Below are 14,983 nucleotides of genomic sequence, written 5' to 3'. Positions count from 1 at the left end.
TCAAGGCATATTGATAATAGAAATTGAAAATAACTGCATCGATTGATATGTGTTTTGCAATGTCATGAGATGCCCCCTGGAGACCTTGTCCTTGAATTCCCCCCAGCTTTCCATCCATCCCAGCCTGAAGGGCCGCACCGTGTTCGTCACCGGCGGTGGCAGCGGCATCGGCGCGGCCATCGTCGCCGCGTTCGCGGCGCAGGGCGCGCGCGTGGCCTTCGTCGACATCGCGGAAGCGGCCAGCGCAGCGCTCGCCGCGCAGATCGTCGGGGCCGGCCACGCCGCGCCGTGGTGGCGTGCCTGCGACGTGCGCGACATCGGCGCGCTGCAGCAGGCCATGGCCGACGCGGCCACCGAGCTCGGCGACTTCGCGGTGCTGGTCAACAACGTGGCCAGCGACGACCGCCACACGCTCGCATCGGTCACGCCCGACTACTACGACAACCGCATGGCCATCAACGAGCGGCCCGCGCTGTTCGCGATCCAGTCGGTGGTGCCGGGCATGAAGCGCCTGGGCTTCGGCTCGGTGATCAACCTCGGCTCCACGGGCTGGCAGACCAAGGGCTCGGGCTACCCCTGCTACGCGATCGCCAAGTCGTCGGTGAACGGCCTCACGCGCGGGCTCGCGGTGGAGCTGGGCCGCGATCGCATCCGCATCAACACCGTCTCGCCCGGCTGGGTGATGACCGAGCGGCAGGTGGCACTGTGGCTCGACGAGGAGGGCGAGAAGGCGCTGCACCGCAACCAGTGCCTGCCCGACAAGCTGATGCCGGAAGACATCGCGCGCATGGTGCTGTTCCTCGCGTCGGACGACGCGAAGATGTGCACGGCGCAGGAGTTCACCGTGGACGCCGGCTGGACCTGATCAGTCCATCTCGAGTTTGCGTCCGTAGACGCTCATGCTCGCCGTTTTCAAGGCCTTCATCATCACCTTCGCGGCCGGCGACAGCAGCCGGTCGGTGCGCGTGATGATGCCGAAGGCGTCCATGTGGCAGGGCATGTCCAGCGGCAGCAGCGACACGATGCCGTGCGCCGCGTAGTAGCGCGCCACGTCGGTCGCCAGCACCGCGACCATGTCGCTTTGCTGCAGCATGCGCGTGATGAACAGCAGCGCCGGGCTCTCGATGATGTTGCCCGGCGGCGCCAGCCCTTCCTCCTGGAACATCAGCTCGAAGCGGTGGCGCAGCACGCTGCCCGCGGGCGGCACGATCCAGCCGGCGCCGACCACGTCGCGCAGCGTGAGCCCGCTCACGCCCAGCAGCGGATGGCCGGGGCGCACCAGCGCGCACACGGGCTCCTCGGTGAGTGCCTCGTAGCGCAGCTGCGACTTGTCGTGCTCGGCGAACAGCCGCGCCACGAGGATGTCGAGCTTGCCCTGCTCGAGCCGCTCGAGCAGCACCGGGCTGGTCTCGATCTCCAGTGACACGCGCAGGTCGGGCTGCTCGCGCTTGACCATCGCCACGGCCGGCGGCATCAGCGTGAGGCCCGGCGCGGTGATGGCGCCCACGTTCACCTGGCCGAGGCGTCCGGCCTTCAGCGCGGTGAGCTCGTCGTGCGCCTGGTTCAGGCTGGCCAGCGCCACGCGGGCGTGGCGGATCATGGTCTCGCCGTACCAGGTCGGGCGCATGCCGCGCGGCAGCCGCTCGAACAGCGGCACCTCGAGCACGTCTTCCAGGTCCTTCAGCAATTTCGACGCGGCGGGCTGCGTCATGTTGAGCACCTGCGCCGCGCGGTGGATGTTGCCTTCCTCGGCCAGCGCCACCAGCAACAGCAGTTGCCGGGTCTTGAGGCGGGCGCGGATGAACCAGTGGTTGTAGGTGTTCATGAAGAGGGTGCGAACGAAGGTCTGACGGGGTTTTCCAGAATCCACCGATTGATATGCATTTTGTCTAAAAAACGATTGGATCGATATCGAAATCGTTTCTAGACTTCCGCCCCAGTCCCATAACAACAGAGACAAGGCAACGCCACGGTGATCCACGGCGAGCTTCGGCAGAGCGTGCGCCAGTACATCAACGGCCGCTGGGAAACCAGCGCGACCACCGGTGTCAGCGTCAATCCATCGGACACCAGCGAAGTGGTGGCCGAGTACGCACGTGCCGACCGGCGCCAGGTCGAGCTGGCGATCCGCGCGGCCAGCGAGGCCTTCGTGCACTGGAGCCACAGCACGCCGCAGCGGCGTGCCGACGTGCTCGATCGCATCGGCGCCGAGCTGCTGGCCCGCAAGGACGAGCTGGGCCTGCTGCTGGCGCGCGAGGTCGGCAAGACCCTGCCCGAGGCCGTGGCCGAGGTGGCGCGCGCCGGCCAGATCTTCAAGTTCTTCGCGGGCGAGGCCCTGCGCGGCGGCGGGGGCGAGAACGTGGCCTCGGTGCGCGCCGGCGTGCAGGTCGACGTGACGCGCGAGCCGGTCGGCGTGGTGGGCCTCATCACGCCGTGGAACACGCCCTTCGCGGTGCCGGCCTCGAAGATTGCCGCGGCGCTGGCGCATGGCAACAGCGTGGTCTTCAAGCCGGCCGAGCTGGTGCCGGCCTGCGGCTGGGCGCTCACCGACATCATCGGCCGCGCCACGCTGCCGGCCGGCGTGTTCAACCTCGTGATGGGCAGCGGCCGCGAAGCGGGCCAGGCGCTGGTCGACAGCCCGCTGGTCGATGCGCTGAGCTTCACCGGCTCGGCCGCCAACGGCGAACGCGTGCTGCAGGCAGCCGCCGCACGGCGCGCCAAGGTGCAGCTGGAGATGGGCGGCAAGAACGCGCTGGTCGTGCTGGCCGATGCCGACCTGAACCGCGCCGTCGACTGCGCGGTGCAGGGCGCTTATTTTTCGAACGGCCAGCGCTGCACCGCATCGAGCCGCCTCATCGTCGAAGCCGCCGTGCACGACGCCTTCGTGGCGCAGCTGCGCCAGCGGTTGAAGACACTGAAGATCGGCCACGCACTGGAACGCGGCATCGACATCGGCCCCGTGGCCGACGAAGAGCGGCTGGCGCAGAACCTCGCGTGGATCGACATCGCACGCGAAGAGGGCGCGGAACACGTGTGGGGCGGCGAGGCGCTGCAGCGCGCCACCGCCGGCCACTACATGAGCCCCGCGCTCTTCCTGGCCCAACCCGAACACCGCATCGCGCGCGAAGAGATCTTCGGGCCGCTGGCCTGCGTGCTGCGCGCCGCCGATTACGACGAAGCGCTCGCGCTGTGCAACGACACGCCCTTCGGCCTGTGCGCGGGCATCTGCACCAATTCGCTGAAGCACGCGATGCACTTCAGGCGCCATGCCGTGGTCGGCATGACGATGGTCAATCTGCCGACCGCGGGGGTGGACTTTCATGTGCCCTTCGGCGGCCGCAAGGGGTCGGGCTACGGGCCGCGCGAACAAGGGCGCCACGCCGCGGAGTTCTACACGACGGTGAAGACCGGCTACATGCTGGCCTGACCGAACACATCACAGACTCATCAAGAAGGAGACAACCATGACCATGAATCGCCGCACCCTCAACACCGCGCTCGCCGCCGCAGCCCTGGGCAGCATGCTGCCCGTGTCCGCCCTCGCGCAGAAGAAACTCGTGCTCGGCTTCGCGCAGGTCGGCGCCGAGAGCGAATGGCGCACCGCCAACACCGAGTCGATCAAGTCCTCGGCCAAGGAGGCGGGCATCGAGCTCAAGTTCTCCGACGCGCAGCAGAAGCAGGAGAACCAGATCAAGGCCATCCGCTCGTACATCGCGCAGAAGGTCGACGTGATCGCGTTCTCGCCCGTGGTCGAGTCGGGCTGGGAAACCGTGCTGCGCGAAGCCAAGGCCGCCAAGATCCCGGTGGTGCTGACCGACCGCTCCGTGAACACCAAGGACGACTCGCTCTACGTGACCTTCATGGGCTCCGACTTCACCGAGGAAGGCCGCAAGGCCGGCCGCTGGCTGGTCGAGAAGATGAAGGACCAGAAGGGCGACGTGAACATCGTCGAGCTGCAGGGCACCGTGGGCTCGGCCCCGGCCATCGACCGCAAGAAGGGCTTCGAGGAAATCATCAAGGCCGACCCGAAATTCAAGATCACCCGCTCGCAGACCGGCGACTTCACGCGCGCCAAGGGCAAGGAGGTGATGGAAGCCTTCCTCAAGGCCGAGGGCAAGAAGATCAACGTGCTCTACGCGCACAACGACGACATGGCCATCGGCGCGATCCAGGCCATCGAAGAGGCCGGCATGAAGCCCGCGAAGGACATCACCATCATCTCCATCGACGGGGTGAAGGGCGCCTTCGAAGCCATGATCGCCGGCAAGCTCAACGTGTCGGTCGAATGCAGCCCTCTGCTCGGGCCGCAGCTCATGAGCGCGGTGAAGGACATCAAGGCCGGCAAGACGCTGCCCAAGCGCATCGTGACCGAAGAAGGCATCTTCCCGATGGAAGTCGCCGCCAAAGAGTTTCCCAATCGCAAGTACTGAGGACCGACCGACATGAAACGCAACTTCCTCAAGGCCTCGCTCGCGGGCCTGGCCTTCGCCGTCGTCGGCTTCACGCCGTTGGCCCAGGCGCAGGACAAGGGCCTGATCGCCATCTCGATGCCCACCAAGTCGTCGGCCCGCTGGATCGCCGATGGCGCCAACATGGTCAAGTACTTCAAGGACAAGGGCTACAAGACCGACCTGCAGTACGCGGACGACGACATTCCCAATCAGCTTGCGCAGATCGAGAACATGGTGACGAAGGGCTCGAAGGTGCTGGTCATTGCCGCCATCGACGGCACCACGCTGTCCGACGTGCTGCAAAAGGCTGCTGACAAGGGCGTGAAGGTCATTGCCTACGACCGGCTCATCAAGGGCTCGAAGAACGTCGACTACTACGCCACCTTCGACAACTTCCAGGTCGGCGTGCTGCAGGCGCAATCCATCGAGGCGGCGCTGGGCCTGAAGAGCGGCAAGGGCCCGTTCAACATCGAGCTGTTCGGCGGCTCGCCGGACGACAACAACGCCTTCTTCTTCTACAACGGCGCGATGTCGGTGCTCGACCCGTACATCAAGAGCGGCAAGCTCGTGGTGCGCAGCAAGCAGATGGGCATGGACAAGGTCGGCACGCTGCGCTGGGACGGCGCGGTGGCGCAGGCGCGCATGGACAACCTGCTGTCGGCCTACTACACGAAGGACCGCGTGGATGCGGTGCTGTCGCCCTACGACGGCCTCTCCATCGGCATCCTGTCGTCGCTCAAGGGCGTGGGCTACGGCTCGGGTTCGCAGGCGATGCCGATCGTGTCGGGCCAGGACGCCGAGGTGCCGTCGGTCAAGTCGATCCTGCGCAAGGAACAGACCTCCACCGTGTTCAAGGACACGCGCGAGCTGGCCAAGGTGACGGTCGCGATGGTCGACGCCATGCTCTCTGGCAAGACGCCCGAGGTGAACGACACCAAGACCTACAACAACGGCATCAAAGTCGTGCCCTCGTACCTGCTCAAGCCGGTGAGCGTGGACGGCTCCAACTGGAAGCAGGTGCTGGTGGACAGCGGCTACTACAAGGAAAGCCAGGTCAAGTGAGCCAGGCCGGCGAAGCGCGCACGATCCTCGCGATGCGCGGGATCACCAAGACGTTCCCGGGCGTGAAGGCCCTGAGCAACGTCAACCTCGCCGTGCGCGCGGGGGAGATCCACGCGGTGGTCGGCGAGAACGGCGCGGGCAAGTCGACGCTCATGAAGGTCCTGAGCGGCGTCTACCCGTGCGACTCCTACACCGGCGAGATCCATTTCGAGGGCGAGCTGCGCCGCTTCAAGGGCATTGCCGACAGCGAGAAGCTGGGCATCATCATCATTCACCAGGAACTGGCGCTGGTGCCGCTGCTCTCGATTGCCGAGAACATTTTTCTCGGCAACGAGATCGCGAGCGGCGGCGTCATCGACTGGTTCGCCGCCTACGCGAAGACGCGCGAGCTGCTCGCCAAGGTGGGCCTGAAGGAGCCGCCCACCACGCTGGTGACCGACCTGGGCGTGGGCAAGCAGCAGCTGGTGGAGATCGCCAAGGCGCTGGCGAAAGAGGTGAAGCTGCTGATCCTCGACGAGCCCACCGCGAGCCTGAACGAGAACGACAGCGATGCGCTGCTGATGCTTCTGCTCGAGCTGAAGCGCCAGGGCATCGCGTCGATCCTCATCTCGCACAAGCTCAACGAGATCGCCAAGGTGGCCGATTCGATCACCGTGCTGCGCGACGGCGCGACGGTGGAGACGATGGACTGCCGCAGCGCGCCGATCAGCGAAGACCGCATCATCCGTGGCATGGTGGGCCGCGACATGGAACACCGCTACCCCCAGCGCTCGCCGAGGATCGGCGAGACGGTGCTGGAGGTGCGCGACTGGCGCGTGCACCACGCGCTGCATGCCGACCGCGAACAGATCAAGGGCGTGAACCTGCAGGTGCGCCAGGGCGAGATCGTGGGCATCGCGGGCCTCATGGGCGCGGGGCGCACCGAGCTGGCGATGAGCGTGTTCGGCAAGTCCTACGGCCAGCGCATCAGCGGCTCGGTGCTGATGCACGGCAAGCCCGTGGACGTGAGCACTGTGCGCAAGGCCATCGACCACGGCATCGCCTACGTCACCGAAGACCGCAAGGGCCTCGGGCTGGTGCTGGAGGAAGGCATCCGCAAGAACATCAGCCTCGCGAACCTCGACGCGATTGCCGAACGCGCGGTGATCGACGACGGCCGGGAGTTCAAGGTGGCCAACGACTTCAGGAAGGCATTGAACATCCGCTGTTCGGGCGTCGAACAGCTGGTGGTCAACCTGTCGGGCGGCAACCAGCAGAAGGTGGTGCTGAGCAAGTGGCTCTTCACGAAACCCGAACTGCTGATATTGGACGAACCCACGCGCGGCATCGACGTGGGCGCCAAGTACGAGATCTACACCATCATCGACCAGCTCGCGAGCGAGGGCAAAGGCATTCTCATGATTTCTTCCGAACTGCCCGAGTTGCTGGGCATGTGCGACCGCATCTACGTGATGAACGAGGGCCACTTCGTGGCCGAGTTCACGGCGGCCGAGGCGTCGCAGGAGCGCATCATGCATGCGATCGTGAGCGCAGGGAGTTCTGTTCATGTCGCCGCCTGAAGCCAACGCGGTGCAGGGCGCCGCACCCACCGCCGCCCCGAAGCTCCACGTGGGCTTCCTGAAGAACAACTTGCGCGAATACGGCATGCTGATCTCGCTGGTCGCGATCATGGTGCTGTTCCAGGTGCTGACCGACGGCACGCTCTTGCGCCCGCTGAACCTCACCAACCTGCTGCTGCAGAACAGCTACGTCGTCATCATGGCGCTGGGCATGCTGCTGGTGATCGTGGCGGGGCACATCGACCTGTCGGTGGGCTCGGTCTGCGGCTTCATCGGCGCGCTCGCGGCGGTGCTGATGGTCGAGTACGAATGGCACTTCGTGCCGACCGCGATCGTCAGCATCGCGGCCGGTGCGGTGATCGGCGCCGCGCAGGGCTGGTTCGTCGCGTTCCGCAAGATCCCCTCGTTCATCGTCACGCTCGCGGGCATGCTGGTGTTCAAGGGGCTCACGCTGGCGCTGCTGGCGGGGCAGTCGGTGGGGCCGTTTCCGGTCGAGTTCCAGCGCCTGAGTTCGGGCTTCATTCCCGATCCGCTCGGGGGCGACACCTTGCGCATCACCTCGCTGGTCGTTGGCGCGCTGGCCGCAGCGGCGCTGGTGTTCTTCAAGCTGCGCGGGCGCGCCAAGCTCAAGGCGCACGGCATGGAGCAGGAGCCCTACGCCTTCTTCCTCGTGAAGAACCTGTTCTTCGCGGCGATCATCCTGTTCTTCAGCTACCTGCTCTCCACCTACAAGGGCCTGCCCAACGTGCTGGTGGTGATGGCGGTGCTGATCGTGGTGTACGACTTCGTCACCAACCGCACGACCATCGGCCGGCGCATCTATGCGCTGGGCGGCAACGAGAAGGCCGCGCGGCTGTCGGGCGTGAAGACGCAGCGGCTCGCGTTCCTCACCTTCGTGAACATGGGTGCGCTGGCGGCGCTCGCGGGCCTCGTGTTCGCGGCGCGCCTGAACACCGCCACGCCCAAGGCGGGCCTGGGTTTCGAGCTCGATGTGATTGCTGCCTGCTTCATCGGCGGCGCCTCGGCCTCGGGTGGCGTGGGCCGCGTGATGGGCGCGGTGATCGGCGCCTTCATCATGGGCGTGATGAACAACGGCATGTCGATCCTCGGCATCGGCATCGACTATCAGCAGGTCATCAAGGGGCTGGTGCTGCTGGCGGCGGTGTTCATCGACGTCTACAACAAGAACAAGTGAACGCATGACCGACAGCGGCGTCACCCCCGTGCTGGAGTTGCGGGGCATCCACAAGCAGTTCGCCGGCATCCCGGTGCTCAACGGCGTGCAGCTGAAGCTCTACCCGGGCGAGATCCATGCGCTCATGGGGCAGAACGGCGCGGGCAAGTCGACGCTCATCAAGGTGCTCACGGGCGTGCTGCCTTCGAGCGGCGGCGAGATGTTCCTGGGCGGCGAGGCCATCCGTCCGGGCTCGCCGCTGGAGGCGCAGAAGCTGGGCATCAGCACGGTCTACCAGGAAGTGAACCTGTGCCCGAACCTCTCGGTGGCGGAGAACGTGTTCGCGGGGCGCTATCCGCGCTGCGGCGCGCTGCAGGGCTTTCGCATCGACTGGGCCGCGGTGAACCGCCGGGCTTCGGAGCTGCTGGTGCGCATCGGGCTCGACATCGACGTGACGCGGCTCCTGTCGAGCTATTCGGTCGCGGTGCAGCAGATGGTGGCGATCGCGCGCGCGCTCGGCGTGTCGTCGAAAGTGCTGATCCTCGACGAGCCGACGTCGAGCCTCGATGACGATGAAGTCGAGAAGCTGTTCGAGGTGCTGCGCCGGTTGCGCGGCGAAGGGCTCGCGATCGTCTTCGTGACGCACTTCCTGAACCAGATGTACGCGGTGTCCGACCGCATCACCGTGCTGCGCAACGGCAACTGGGTGGGCGAATGGAAGGCGGCGGACCTCGGCCCGCAGGCGCTGATCGCGGCGATGCTGGGTCGCGAGTTGGCGGCGCAATCGGCACGACCTGCCGCGCTGCCTGCGTTCGACGAGGCGGCGCCCGCGCTGCTGCAATCCGAAGGGCTGGGGCAAGCCGGCCAGTTGCAGGCGGTCGACCTGCGCGTGCGTGCCGGCGAGGTCGTCGGCATCGCCGGCCTGCTCGGCGCGGGCCGCACCGAACTCGCGCGCCTGCTGTTCGGGCTCGAATCGCCCGACCGTGGCGTGCTGAAGATCGACGGCCGCTCCGTCAGCTTCTCGAACCCGGCCGATGCGATCCGCGAAGGCCTCGCGCTGTGCCCTGAAGAGCGCAAGACCGATGGCATCGTGGCCGAGCTGTCGGTGCGCGAGAACATCGCGCTGGCGCTGCAGGCCCGCCTGGGCACGCGGAAATTTCTCTCGCATGCCGAGCAGACCGCGATGGCCGAGCGCTTCGTCGCCTCACTGGGCATTAAGACCGCCAGTGTCGAAACGCCCATCGGCCTGCTTTCGGGCGGCAACCAGCAGAAGGCCATGATCGCGCGCTGGCTCGCGACCGAGCCGCGCCTCCTGATCCTGGACGAGCCCACGCGCGGCATCGACGTGGCTGCCAAGCAGGAAATCATGGAAGAGATCCTGCGGCTCGCGCGCGCTGGCATGGCGGTGATCTTCATCTCGTCGGAGATGAGCGAGGTGGTGCGTGTGGCGCACCGCATCGTGGTGCTGCGCGACCGGCAGAAGGTGGGAGAGCTGCCGGGTGGCTCCACGGAGGACGAGGTCTACGAAATGATTGCCGCCGCATGAACCGCTTCTCGTCCCTCATGAGCCACCGGCTCGCCTGGCCGGTCATCACGCTGCTGTTGCTGCTCGCCATCAACACCGCGTTCAACGCGAGTTTCCTGCACCTCGAATGGCGCGACGGCCATCTCTACGGCAGCCTGATCGACATCGTGAACCGCGCGGCGCCGCTGGTGCTGGTCTCGCTCGGCATGACGCTCGTGATCGCCACGCGCGGCATCGACATCTCGGTGGGCGCGGTGGTGGCCATCGCGGCGTCGGTCGCGGCCTGGATGATCGGCGGCTCGGTGTCCAGCGACGTGAGCCGCTTCCCGATGCCGCTCGCGATCCTCGCGGCGCTCGGTGTCGCGCTGCTGTGCGGCCTGTGGAACGGGCTGCTGGTCGCCAAGGTCGGCATGCAGCCGATCATCGCGACGCTGATCCTCATGGTGGCGGGGCGCGGCATCGCGCAGCTGGTCGCGGACGGGCAGATCATCACGATCTACTACAAGCCCTTCTTCTTCCTCGGCAGCGGCTACCTGCTGGGGCTGCCGTTCTCGCTGTTCATCGTGGCGGCGGTGTTCGCGCTGCTGTACCTCGCGATCACGCGCACGGCGCTCGGCCTGTTCATCCAGGCGGTGGGCATCAACCCGACGGCGGCGCGCGTGGCGGGCATCCAGGCGCGGCGGCTGGTCGTCGGCGCGTATGCGTTCTGCGGCGTGTGCGCGGGCGTGGCGGGCCTGTTGATCAGCTCGAACGTGAAGAGCGCGGACGGCAACAACGCGGGCCAGCTGCTGGAGCTCGATGCGATCCTCGCGGTCACGCTCGGCGGCACGGCGCTCACGGGCGGGCGCTTCAGCCTCGTGGGCAGCGTGATCGGCGCGCTCATCATCCAGACGCTCACCTACGCGATCTATTCGCTGGGCGTGCCGCCGGAGATCAACCTCGTGGTGAAGGCGGTGGTGGTGTTCGTGGTGATGCTGATGCAGTCGCCGGAGTTCCGGGCAGAGGTTCGCACGCTGGTGCAGCGGCCGGTACATGACGGGAGCAGGGCATGAGTGCGGTGATCGACGCCAACGCGGCACCCTCACCCCAACCCTCTCCCGCAATCGGGAGAGGGGGCAAGAAGGGGCTCAATCCGAAGTACCTGCCGCTCGCCGCGACCATCTCGCTGTTCGTGCTGATGGCGACGCTGGGCTCGGTGTTCTACGACGGCTTCTTCTCGGCGCAGGTGTTCCTCAACCTGCTGATCGACAACGCCTTCCTCATCGTCGTCGCGGTCGGCATGACCTTCGTGATCCTGTCGGGCGGCATCGACCTGTCGGTGGGCTCGGTGATCGCGCTCACCACGATGGTGTCGGCCTCGCTGGTCGAGAAGCACGGGTGGAGCCCGGCGGTGGTGATCCCGCTGGTGCTGGCGATGGGCACGGCCTTCGGCGCGTTCATGGGGCTGCTCATCGAGCGCTTCCGGCTGCAGCCCTTCATCGTCACGCTCGCGGGCATGTTCCTCGCACGGGGTCTGTGCTACCTCATCAGCATCGACTCGATCAGCATCACGAACGCGTTCTATTCGGAGGTCTCGCAGATCCGCATTCCGATCTGGGGTGAGGCCTCGGTGTCGGTCAGCGCGGTGATCGCCATCGCCGTGCTGCTGGCCGCGATCTTCATCGCGCATTGCACGCCCTTCGGCCGCGCGGTGTACGCCATCGGCGGCAGCGAGCATTCGGCGATGCTGATGGGCCTGCCGGTGCGCCGCACGCTCGTGGGCGTGTACACGCTCTCGGGTTTCTGCTCGGCGCTGGCGGGCGTGATCTTCACCTTCTACATGCTCTCGGGCTACGGCCTGCATGCGCTCGGGCTGGAGCTCGACGCCATCGCGGCGGTGGTGATCGGCGGCACGCTGCTCACGGGCGGCGTGGGCTACGTGGCGGGCACGCTCTTCGGCGTGCTGATGCTCGGGATCATCCAGACGCTGATTTCCTTCGACGGCACGCTGAGCTCGTGGTGGACGCGCATCGTGGTCGGCGCGCTGCTCTTCGTTTTCTGCCTGCTCCAACGCTTCTTCACCTCGCGCGCTCCGCGCCGCTGACCATTTCCCCATGACAAAGAAACTGCGCTCGACCGAATGGTTCGGCTCCGCCGACAAGAACGGCTTCATGTACCGCAGCTGGATGAAGAACCAGGGCATCCCGGACCACGAGTTCGACGGCCGCCCCATCGTCGGCATCTGCAACACCTGGTCGGAACTCACGCCGTGCAACGCGCACTTCCGCAAGATCGCCGAGCACGTCAAGCGCGGCATCTCGGAGGCGGGCGGCTTCCCGGTCGAGTTCCCGGTGTTCTCGAACGGCGAATCGAACCTGCGGCCCACCGCGATGCTCACGCGCAACCTCGCGAGCATGGACGTCGAAGAAGCCATTCGCGGCAACCCGGTGGATGCGGTGGTGCTGCTCACGGGTTGCGACAAGACCACGCCCGCGCTGCTGATGGGCGCGGCCAGCTGCGACATCCCGGCCATCGTGGTCACGGGCGGGCCGATGCTCAACGGCAAGCTCGACGGCAAGGACATCGGCTCGGGCACGGCCGTGTGGCAGCTGCACGAATCGCTGAAGGCGGGCGAGATCAACCTGCACCAGTTCCTCTCGGCCGAGGGCGGCATGTCGCGCTCGGCGGGCACCTGCAACACGATGGGCACGGCCTCCACCATGGCCTGCATGGCCGAGGCGCTGGGCACTTCGCTGCCGCACAACGCGGCGATTCCGGCGGTCGATGCGCGGCGCTATGTGCTCGCGCAAATGTCGGGTGCGCGCGCGGTGCAGATGGCCAAGGACGGGCTCACGCTGTCGAAGATCCTCACGCGCGAGGCCTTCGAGAACGCGATCCGCGTGAACGCGGCGATCGGCGGATCGACCAATGCGGTGATCCACCTGAAGGCGATCGCGGGGCGCATCGGCGTCGAGCTCGAACTGGAAGACTGGACGCGCATCGGCAGCCACACGCCGACGATCGTCGATCTCATGCCTTCGGGGCGCTTCCTCATGGAAGAGTTCTATTACGCGGGCGGCCTGCCCGCCGTGCTGCGCCGCCTCGGCGAGAACGGGCTGCTGCCGCACCCGGGGGCGCTCACCGTCAATGGCCAATCGCTCTGGGACAACGTGCGCGAGGCGCCGAGCCTCAACGACGAGGTGATCCGCCCGCTCGACAACCCGTTGATCGCCGACGGCGGCATCCGCATCCTGCGCGGCAACCTGTCGCCGCGCGGCGCGGTGCTCAAGCCCTCGGCCGCCACGCCCGAGCTGCTGAAGCACCGCGGCCGCGCCGTGGTGTTCGAGAATCTGGAGCACTACAAGGCACGCATCGTCGATGAAGACCTCGACATCGACGCGAGCTGCGTGATGGTGCTGAAGAACTGCGGCCCCAAGGGTTACCCCGGCATGGCCGAGGTGGGCAACATGGGCCTGCCGCCGAAGCTGCTGCGCCAGGGCGTGAAGGACATGGTGCGCATCTCCGACGCGCGCATGAGCGGCACGGCGTATGGCACGGTGGTGCTACACGTCGCGCCCGAAGCAGCCGACGGCGGGCCGCTCGCGGCGGTGCGCGACGGCGACTGGATCGAGCTCGATTGCGATGCGGGGCGGTTGCACCTGGACATCAGCGACGAGGAACTGGCGTCGCGCCTCGCGTCGTTGTCCGCGTCCGATACGCAGCCCATGAGCACGCGCGGCGGCGGCTACCAGAAGCTCTACGTGAACCATGTGCTGCAGGCCGATGAAGGCTGCGACTTCGATTTCCTGGTCGGCTGCAGAGGCTCGGCCGTTCCCCGTCACTCCCACTGATCACACGTCATGACCCCCCGATACCGCGGCATCTTCCCGGTGGTGCCCACCACCTTCACCGAACAGGGCGCGCTCGACCTGGAGAGCCAGAAGCGCTGCGTCGATTTCATGATCGACGCGGGCTCCGACGGGCTGTGCATCCTCGCGAACTTCTCCGAGCAGTTCGTGCTGTCCGACGAGGAGCGCGAGGTGCTCACGCGCACGATCCTCGAGCATGTGAAGGGCCGCGTGCCGGTGATCGTGACCACCACGCACTACAGCACCCAGGTCTGCGCCGAGCGCAGCCGCCGCGCGCAGGCGATGGGCGCGGCGATGCTGATGGTGATGCCGCCGTACCACGGCGCGACCTTCCGCGTGCCCGAGCCGCAGATTTACGAGTTCTACGCGCGCCTCTCGGATGCGGTGACGATTCCGATCATGATTCAGGACGCGCCCGCGAGCGGCACGGTGCTGTCGGCGCCGTTTCTCGCGCGCATGGCGAAAGAGATCGAGCAGGTCGCGTACTTCAAGATCGAGACCGCCGGCGCCGCGTCGAAGCTGCGCGAGCTGATCCGTTTGGGCGGCGATGCCATCGAAGGCCCGTGGGACGGCGAGGAGGCCATCACGCTGATGTCCGACCTCGATGCCGGCGCGACCGGTGCGATGACCGGCGGCGGCTACCCCGACGGCATCCGCCCGATCATCGAGGCGCACCGTTCCGGCGACCGCGACCAGGCCTTCGCGCTGTACCAGCGGTGGCTGCCGCTCATCAACTGCGAGAACCGCCAGGCGGGCCTGCTGGCCTGCAAGGCGCTCATGAAGGAAGGCGGCGTGATCGCCTGCGAAGCGCCACGGCATCCGCTGCCCGCGCTGCATCCCGAGACGCGCGCCGGCCTCATCGAGACCGCGCGGCGGCTCGATCCGTTGGTGTTGCGCTGGGGAAAATGAAAACAGGCGGGCCCGGGTACGCCGGGTACCGGACCGCCATGGGACGGGCTCAGGAAGCGGCGCTGTTGCCCGCTTCGAGCTCGGTGACTTGCAGCGAGAGATCGAACAGCTTGGACTTGCTGGCGTAGTAGCGGTCCAGGCGCCACTCCTTCAGGATGTCCATCGCAAGCTGGAAGCTCTTGTAGTCGAGGCTGTAGAGCGTGATCAACTCGAAGCTGCGTTCGGCTTCGAGCGCCAGCACGAGTTGGGCAAGGATCTTGGCCGATTCGTTGGCCGGGTCCGTTTCAATGAATCGGCGAGCGACCTTGATGGCATTCATGGGAAAGTGTTCCTCGGTTGGCAGGGACCGGGAACTATAGCTAGCACATGCCTGTATTTTGTGACGATTTGATGACAAACGAGGGCATCGCCCGCGAACGTGTCGTCGGTGTTATCACCGAGGCGCATTCCGGGCG

At 66.6% G+C, this 14,983-nt stretch carries 13 protein-coding genes; 11 read left to right on the top strand and 2 right to left on the bottom strand.

Translation table 11 applies throughout. The features are described from left to right. The first annotated feature begins 64 nt into the window (after nt 1-64). Complete coding sequence (locus tag VHAB30_RS20995; RefSeq protein WP_159278505.1) at nt 65-865, top strand: SDR family NAD(P)-dependent oxidoreductase; 801 nt, start codon at nt 65-67, stop codon at nt 863-865. Here the strand turns inward: VHAB30_RS20995 and VHAB30_RS20990 are convergent, their stop codons facing one another. Then, entirely contained in the window at nt 866-1,825 is a 960-nt protein-coding gene (locus VHAB30_RS20990; RefSeq protein ID WP_062480583.1) for a LysR family transcriptional regulator, read from the bottom strand. 147 nt (nt 1,826-1,972) lie between these two features. Between VHAB30_RS20990 and VHAB30_RS20985 the strand changes: the two genes are divergently transcribed. Genes VHAB30_RS20985 through VHAB30_RS20940 form a run of 10 tightly spaced genes read left to right on the top strand, consistent with a single transcriptional unit; the run spans nt 1,973 to nt 14,528 of the window. Beyond that, nucleotides 1,973-3,427, top strand: coding sequence for an aldehyde dehydrogenase family protein (locus VHAB30_RS20985; protein WP_159278504.1), 1,455 nt, complete (start codon nt 1,973-1,975; stop codon nt 3,425-3,427). A gap of 37 nt (nt 3,428-3,464) precedes the next feature. Next, on the top strand, nt 3,465-4,430 hold the full coding sequence (locus tag VHAB30_RS20980) for an ABC transporter substrate-binding protein (protein WP_159278503.1): 966 nt from the start codon (nt 3,465-3,467) through the stop codon (nt 4,428-4,430). Between the two features lie 12 nt (nt 4,431-4,442). Then, nucleotides 4,443-5,513 carry a multiple monosaccharide ABC transporter substrate-binding protein gene (gene chvE / locus VHAB30_RS20975; RefSeq protein ID WP_159278502.1) on the top strand — a complete coding sequence of 357 codons (1,071 nt, stop codon included), beginning with the start codon at nt 4,443-4,445 and terminating at the stop codon, nt 5,511-5,513. Between the two features lie 32 nt (nt 5,514-5,545). Then, on the top strand, nt 5,546-7,072 hold the full coding sequence (gene mmsA / locus VHAB30_RS20970; RefSeq protein ID WP_159278676.1) for a multiple monosaccharide ABC transporter ATP-binding protein: 1,527 nt from the start codon (nt 5,546-5,548) through the stop codon (nt 7,070-7,072). Next, a complete protein-coding gene (gene mmsB, locus VHAB30_RS20965) occupies nt 7,059-8,267 on the top strand; it encodes a multiple monosaccharide ABC transporter permease (protein ID WP_159278501.1) in 1,209 nt (402 codons plus the stop codon). The genes mmsA and mmsB overlap by 14 nt, the downstream gene beginning before the upstream one ends. Before the next feature lie 4 nt (nt 8,268-8,271). Next, complete coding sequence (locus tag VHAB30_RS20960; RefSeq protein WP_159278500.1) at nt 8,272-9,792, top strand: sugar ABC transporter ATP-binding protein; 1,521 nt, start codon at nt 8,272-8,274, stop codon at nt 9,790-9,792. Beyond that, a complete protein-coding gene (locus VHAB30_RS20955; RefSeq protein ID WP_159278499.1) occupies nt 9,789-10,823 on the top strand; it encodes an ABC transporter permease in 1,035 nt (344 codons plus the stop codon). Before VHAB30_RS20960 ends, VHAB30_RS20955 begins: the two co-directional genes overlap by 4 nt. Then, nucleotides 10,820-11,854, top strand: coding sequence for a galactofuranose ABC transporter, permease protein YjfF (yjfF, locus tag VHAB30_RS20950; protein WP_159278498.1), 1,035 nt, complete (start codon nt 10,820-10,822; stop codon nt 11,852-11,854). Before VHAB30_RS20955 ends, yjfF begins: the two co-directional genes overlap by 4 nt. Nucleotides 11,855-11,864: 10 nt before the next feature. Then, nucleotides 11,865-13,601, top strand: a complete 1,737-nt coding sequence (locus tag VHAB30_RS20945; protein ID WP_159278497.1) for an IlvD/Edd family dehydratase — start codon at nt 11,865-11,867, stop codon at nt 13,599-13,601. A 9-nt stretch (nt 13,602-13,610) separates the two neighbouring features. Then, entirely contained in the window at nt 13,611-14,528 is a 918-nt protein-coding gene (locus tag VHAB30_RS20940; RefSeq protein ID WP_159278496.1) for a dihydrodipicolinate synthase family protein, read from the top strand. Nucleotides 14,529-14,577: 49 nt separating this feature from the next. Here the strand turns inward: VHAB30_RS20940 and VHAB30_RS20935 are convergent, their stop codons facing one another. Beyond that, nucleotides 14,578-14,847: a hypothetical protein gene (locus VHAB30_RS20935; protein WP_062480564.1), complete on the bottom strand. Its 270-nt coding sequence runs from the start codon at nt 14,845-14,847 to the stop codon at nt 14,578-14,580. Between the last annotated feature and the right edge of the window lie 136 nt (nt 14,848-14,983).

The sequence above is a fragment of the Variovorax boronicumulans genome (genome assembly GCF_009811375.1).
Classification (GTDB): Bacteria; Pseudomonadota; Gammaproteobacteria; order Burkholderiales; family Burkholderiaceae_C; genus Variovorax; species Variovorax boronicumulans.
Note: the sequence above shows the minus strand (reverse complement) of the source record. Positions and strands in the feature narration are given on the sequence as shown.

What these genes read in the sequence shown, in the direction of transcription:
- mmsA (WP_159278676.1), top strand. Translation starts at nt 5,546, where the DNA reads ATGCGCGGGATCACCAAGACGTTCCCGGGCGTGAAGGCCCTGAGCAAC.
- yjfF (WP_159278498.1), top strand. Translation starts at nt 10,820, where the DNA reads ATGAGTGCGGTGATCGACGCCAACGCGGCACCCTCACCCCAACCCTCT.
- chvE (WP_159278502.1), top strand. Translation starts at nt 4,443, where the DNA reads ATGAAACGCAACTTCCTCAAGGCCTCGCTCGCGGGCCTGGCCTTCGCC.
- VHAB30_RS20955 (WP_159278499.1), top strand. Translation starts at nt 9,789, where the DNA reads ATGAACCGCTTCTCGTCCCTCATGAGCCACCGGCTCGCCTGGCCGGTC.
- VHAB30_RS20960 (WP_159278500.1), top strand. Translation starts at nt 8,272, where the DNA reads ATGACCGACAGCGGCGTCACCCCCGTGCTGGAGTTGCGGGGCATCCAC.
- VHAB30_RS20990 (WP_062480583.1), bottom strand. Translation starts at nt 1,825, where the DNA reads ATGAACACCTACAACCACTGGTTCATCCGCGCCCGCCTCAAGACCCGG.
- VHAB30_RS20935 (WP_062480564.1), bottom strand. Translation starts at nt 14,847, where the DNA reads ATGAATGCCATCAAGGTCGCTCGCCGATTCATTGAAACGGACCCGGCC.
- VHAB30_RS20995 (WP_159278505.1), top strand. Translation starts at nt 65, where the DNA reads ATGAGATGCCCCCTGGAGACCTTGTCCTTGAATTCCCCCCAGCTTTCC.
- VHAB30_RS20945 (WP_159278497.1), top strand. Translation starts at nt 11,865, where the DNA reads ATGACAAAGAAACTGCGCTCGACCGAATGGTTCGGCTCCGCCGACAAG.
- VHAB30_RS20940 (WP_159278496.1), top strand. Translation starts at nt 13,611, where the DNA reads ATGACCCCCCGATACCGCGGCATCTTCCCGGTGGTGCCCACCACCTTC.
- mmsB (WP_159278501.1), top strand. Translation starts at nt 7,059, where the DNA reads ATGTCGCCGCCTGAAGCCAACGCGGTGCAGGGCGCCGCACCCACCGCC.
- VHAB30_RS20980 (WP_159278503.1), top strand. Translation starts at nt 3,465, where the DNA reads ATGACCATGAATCGCCGCACCCTCAACACCGCGCTCGCCGCCGCAGCC.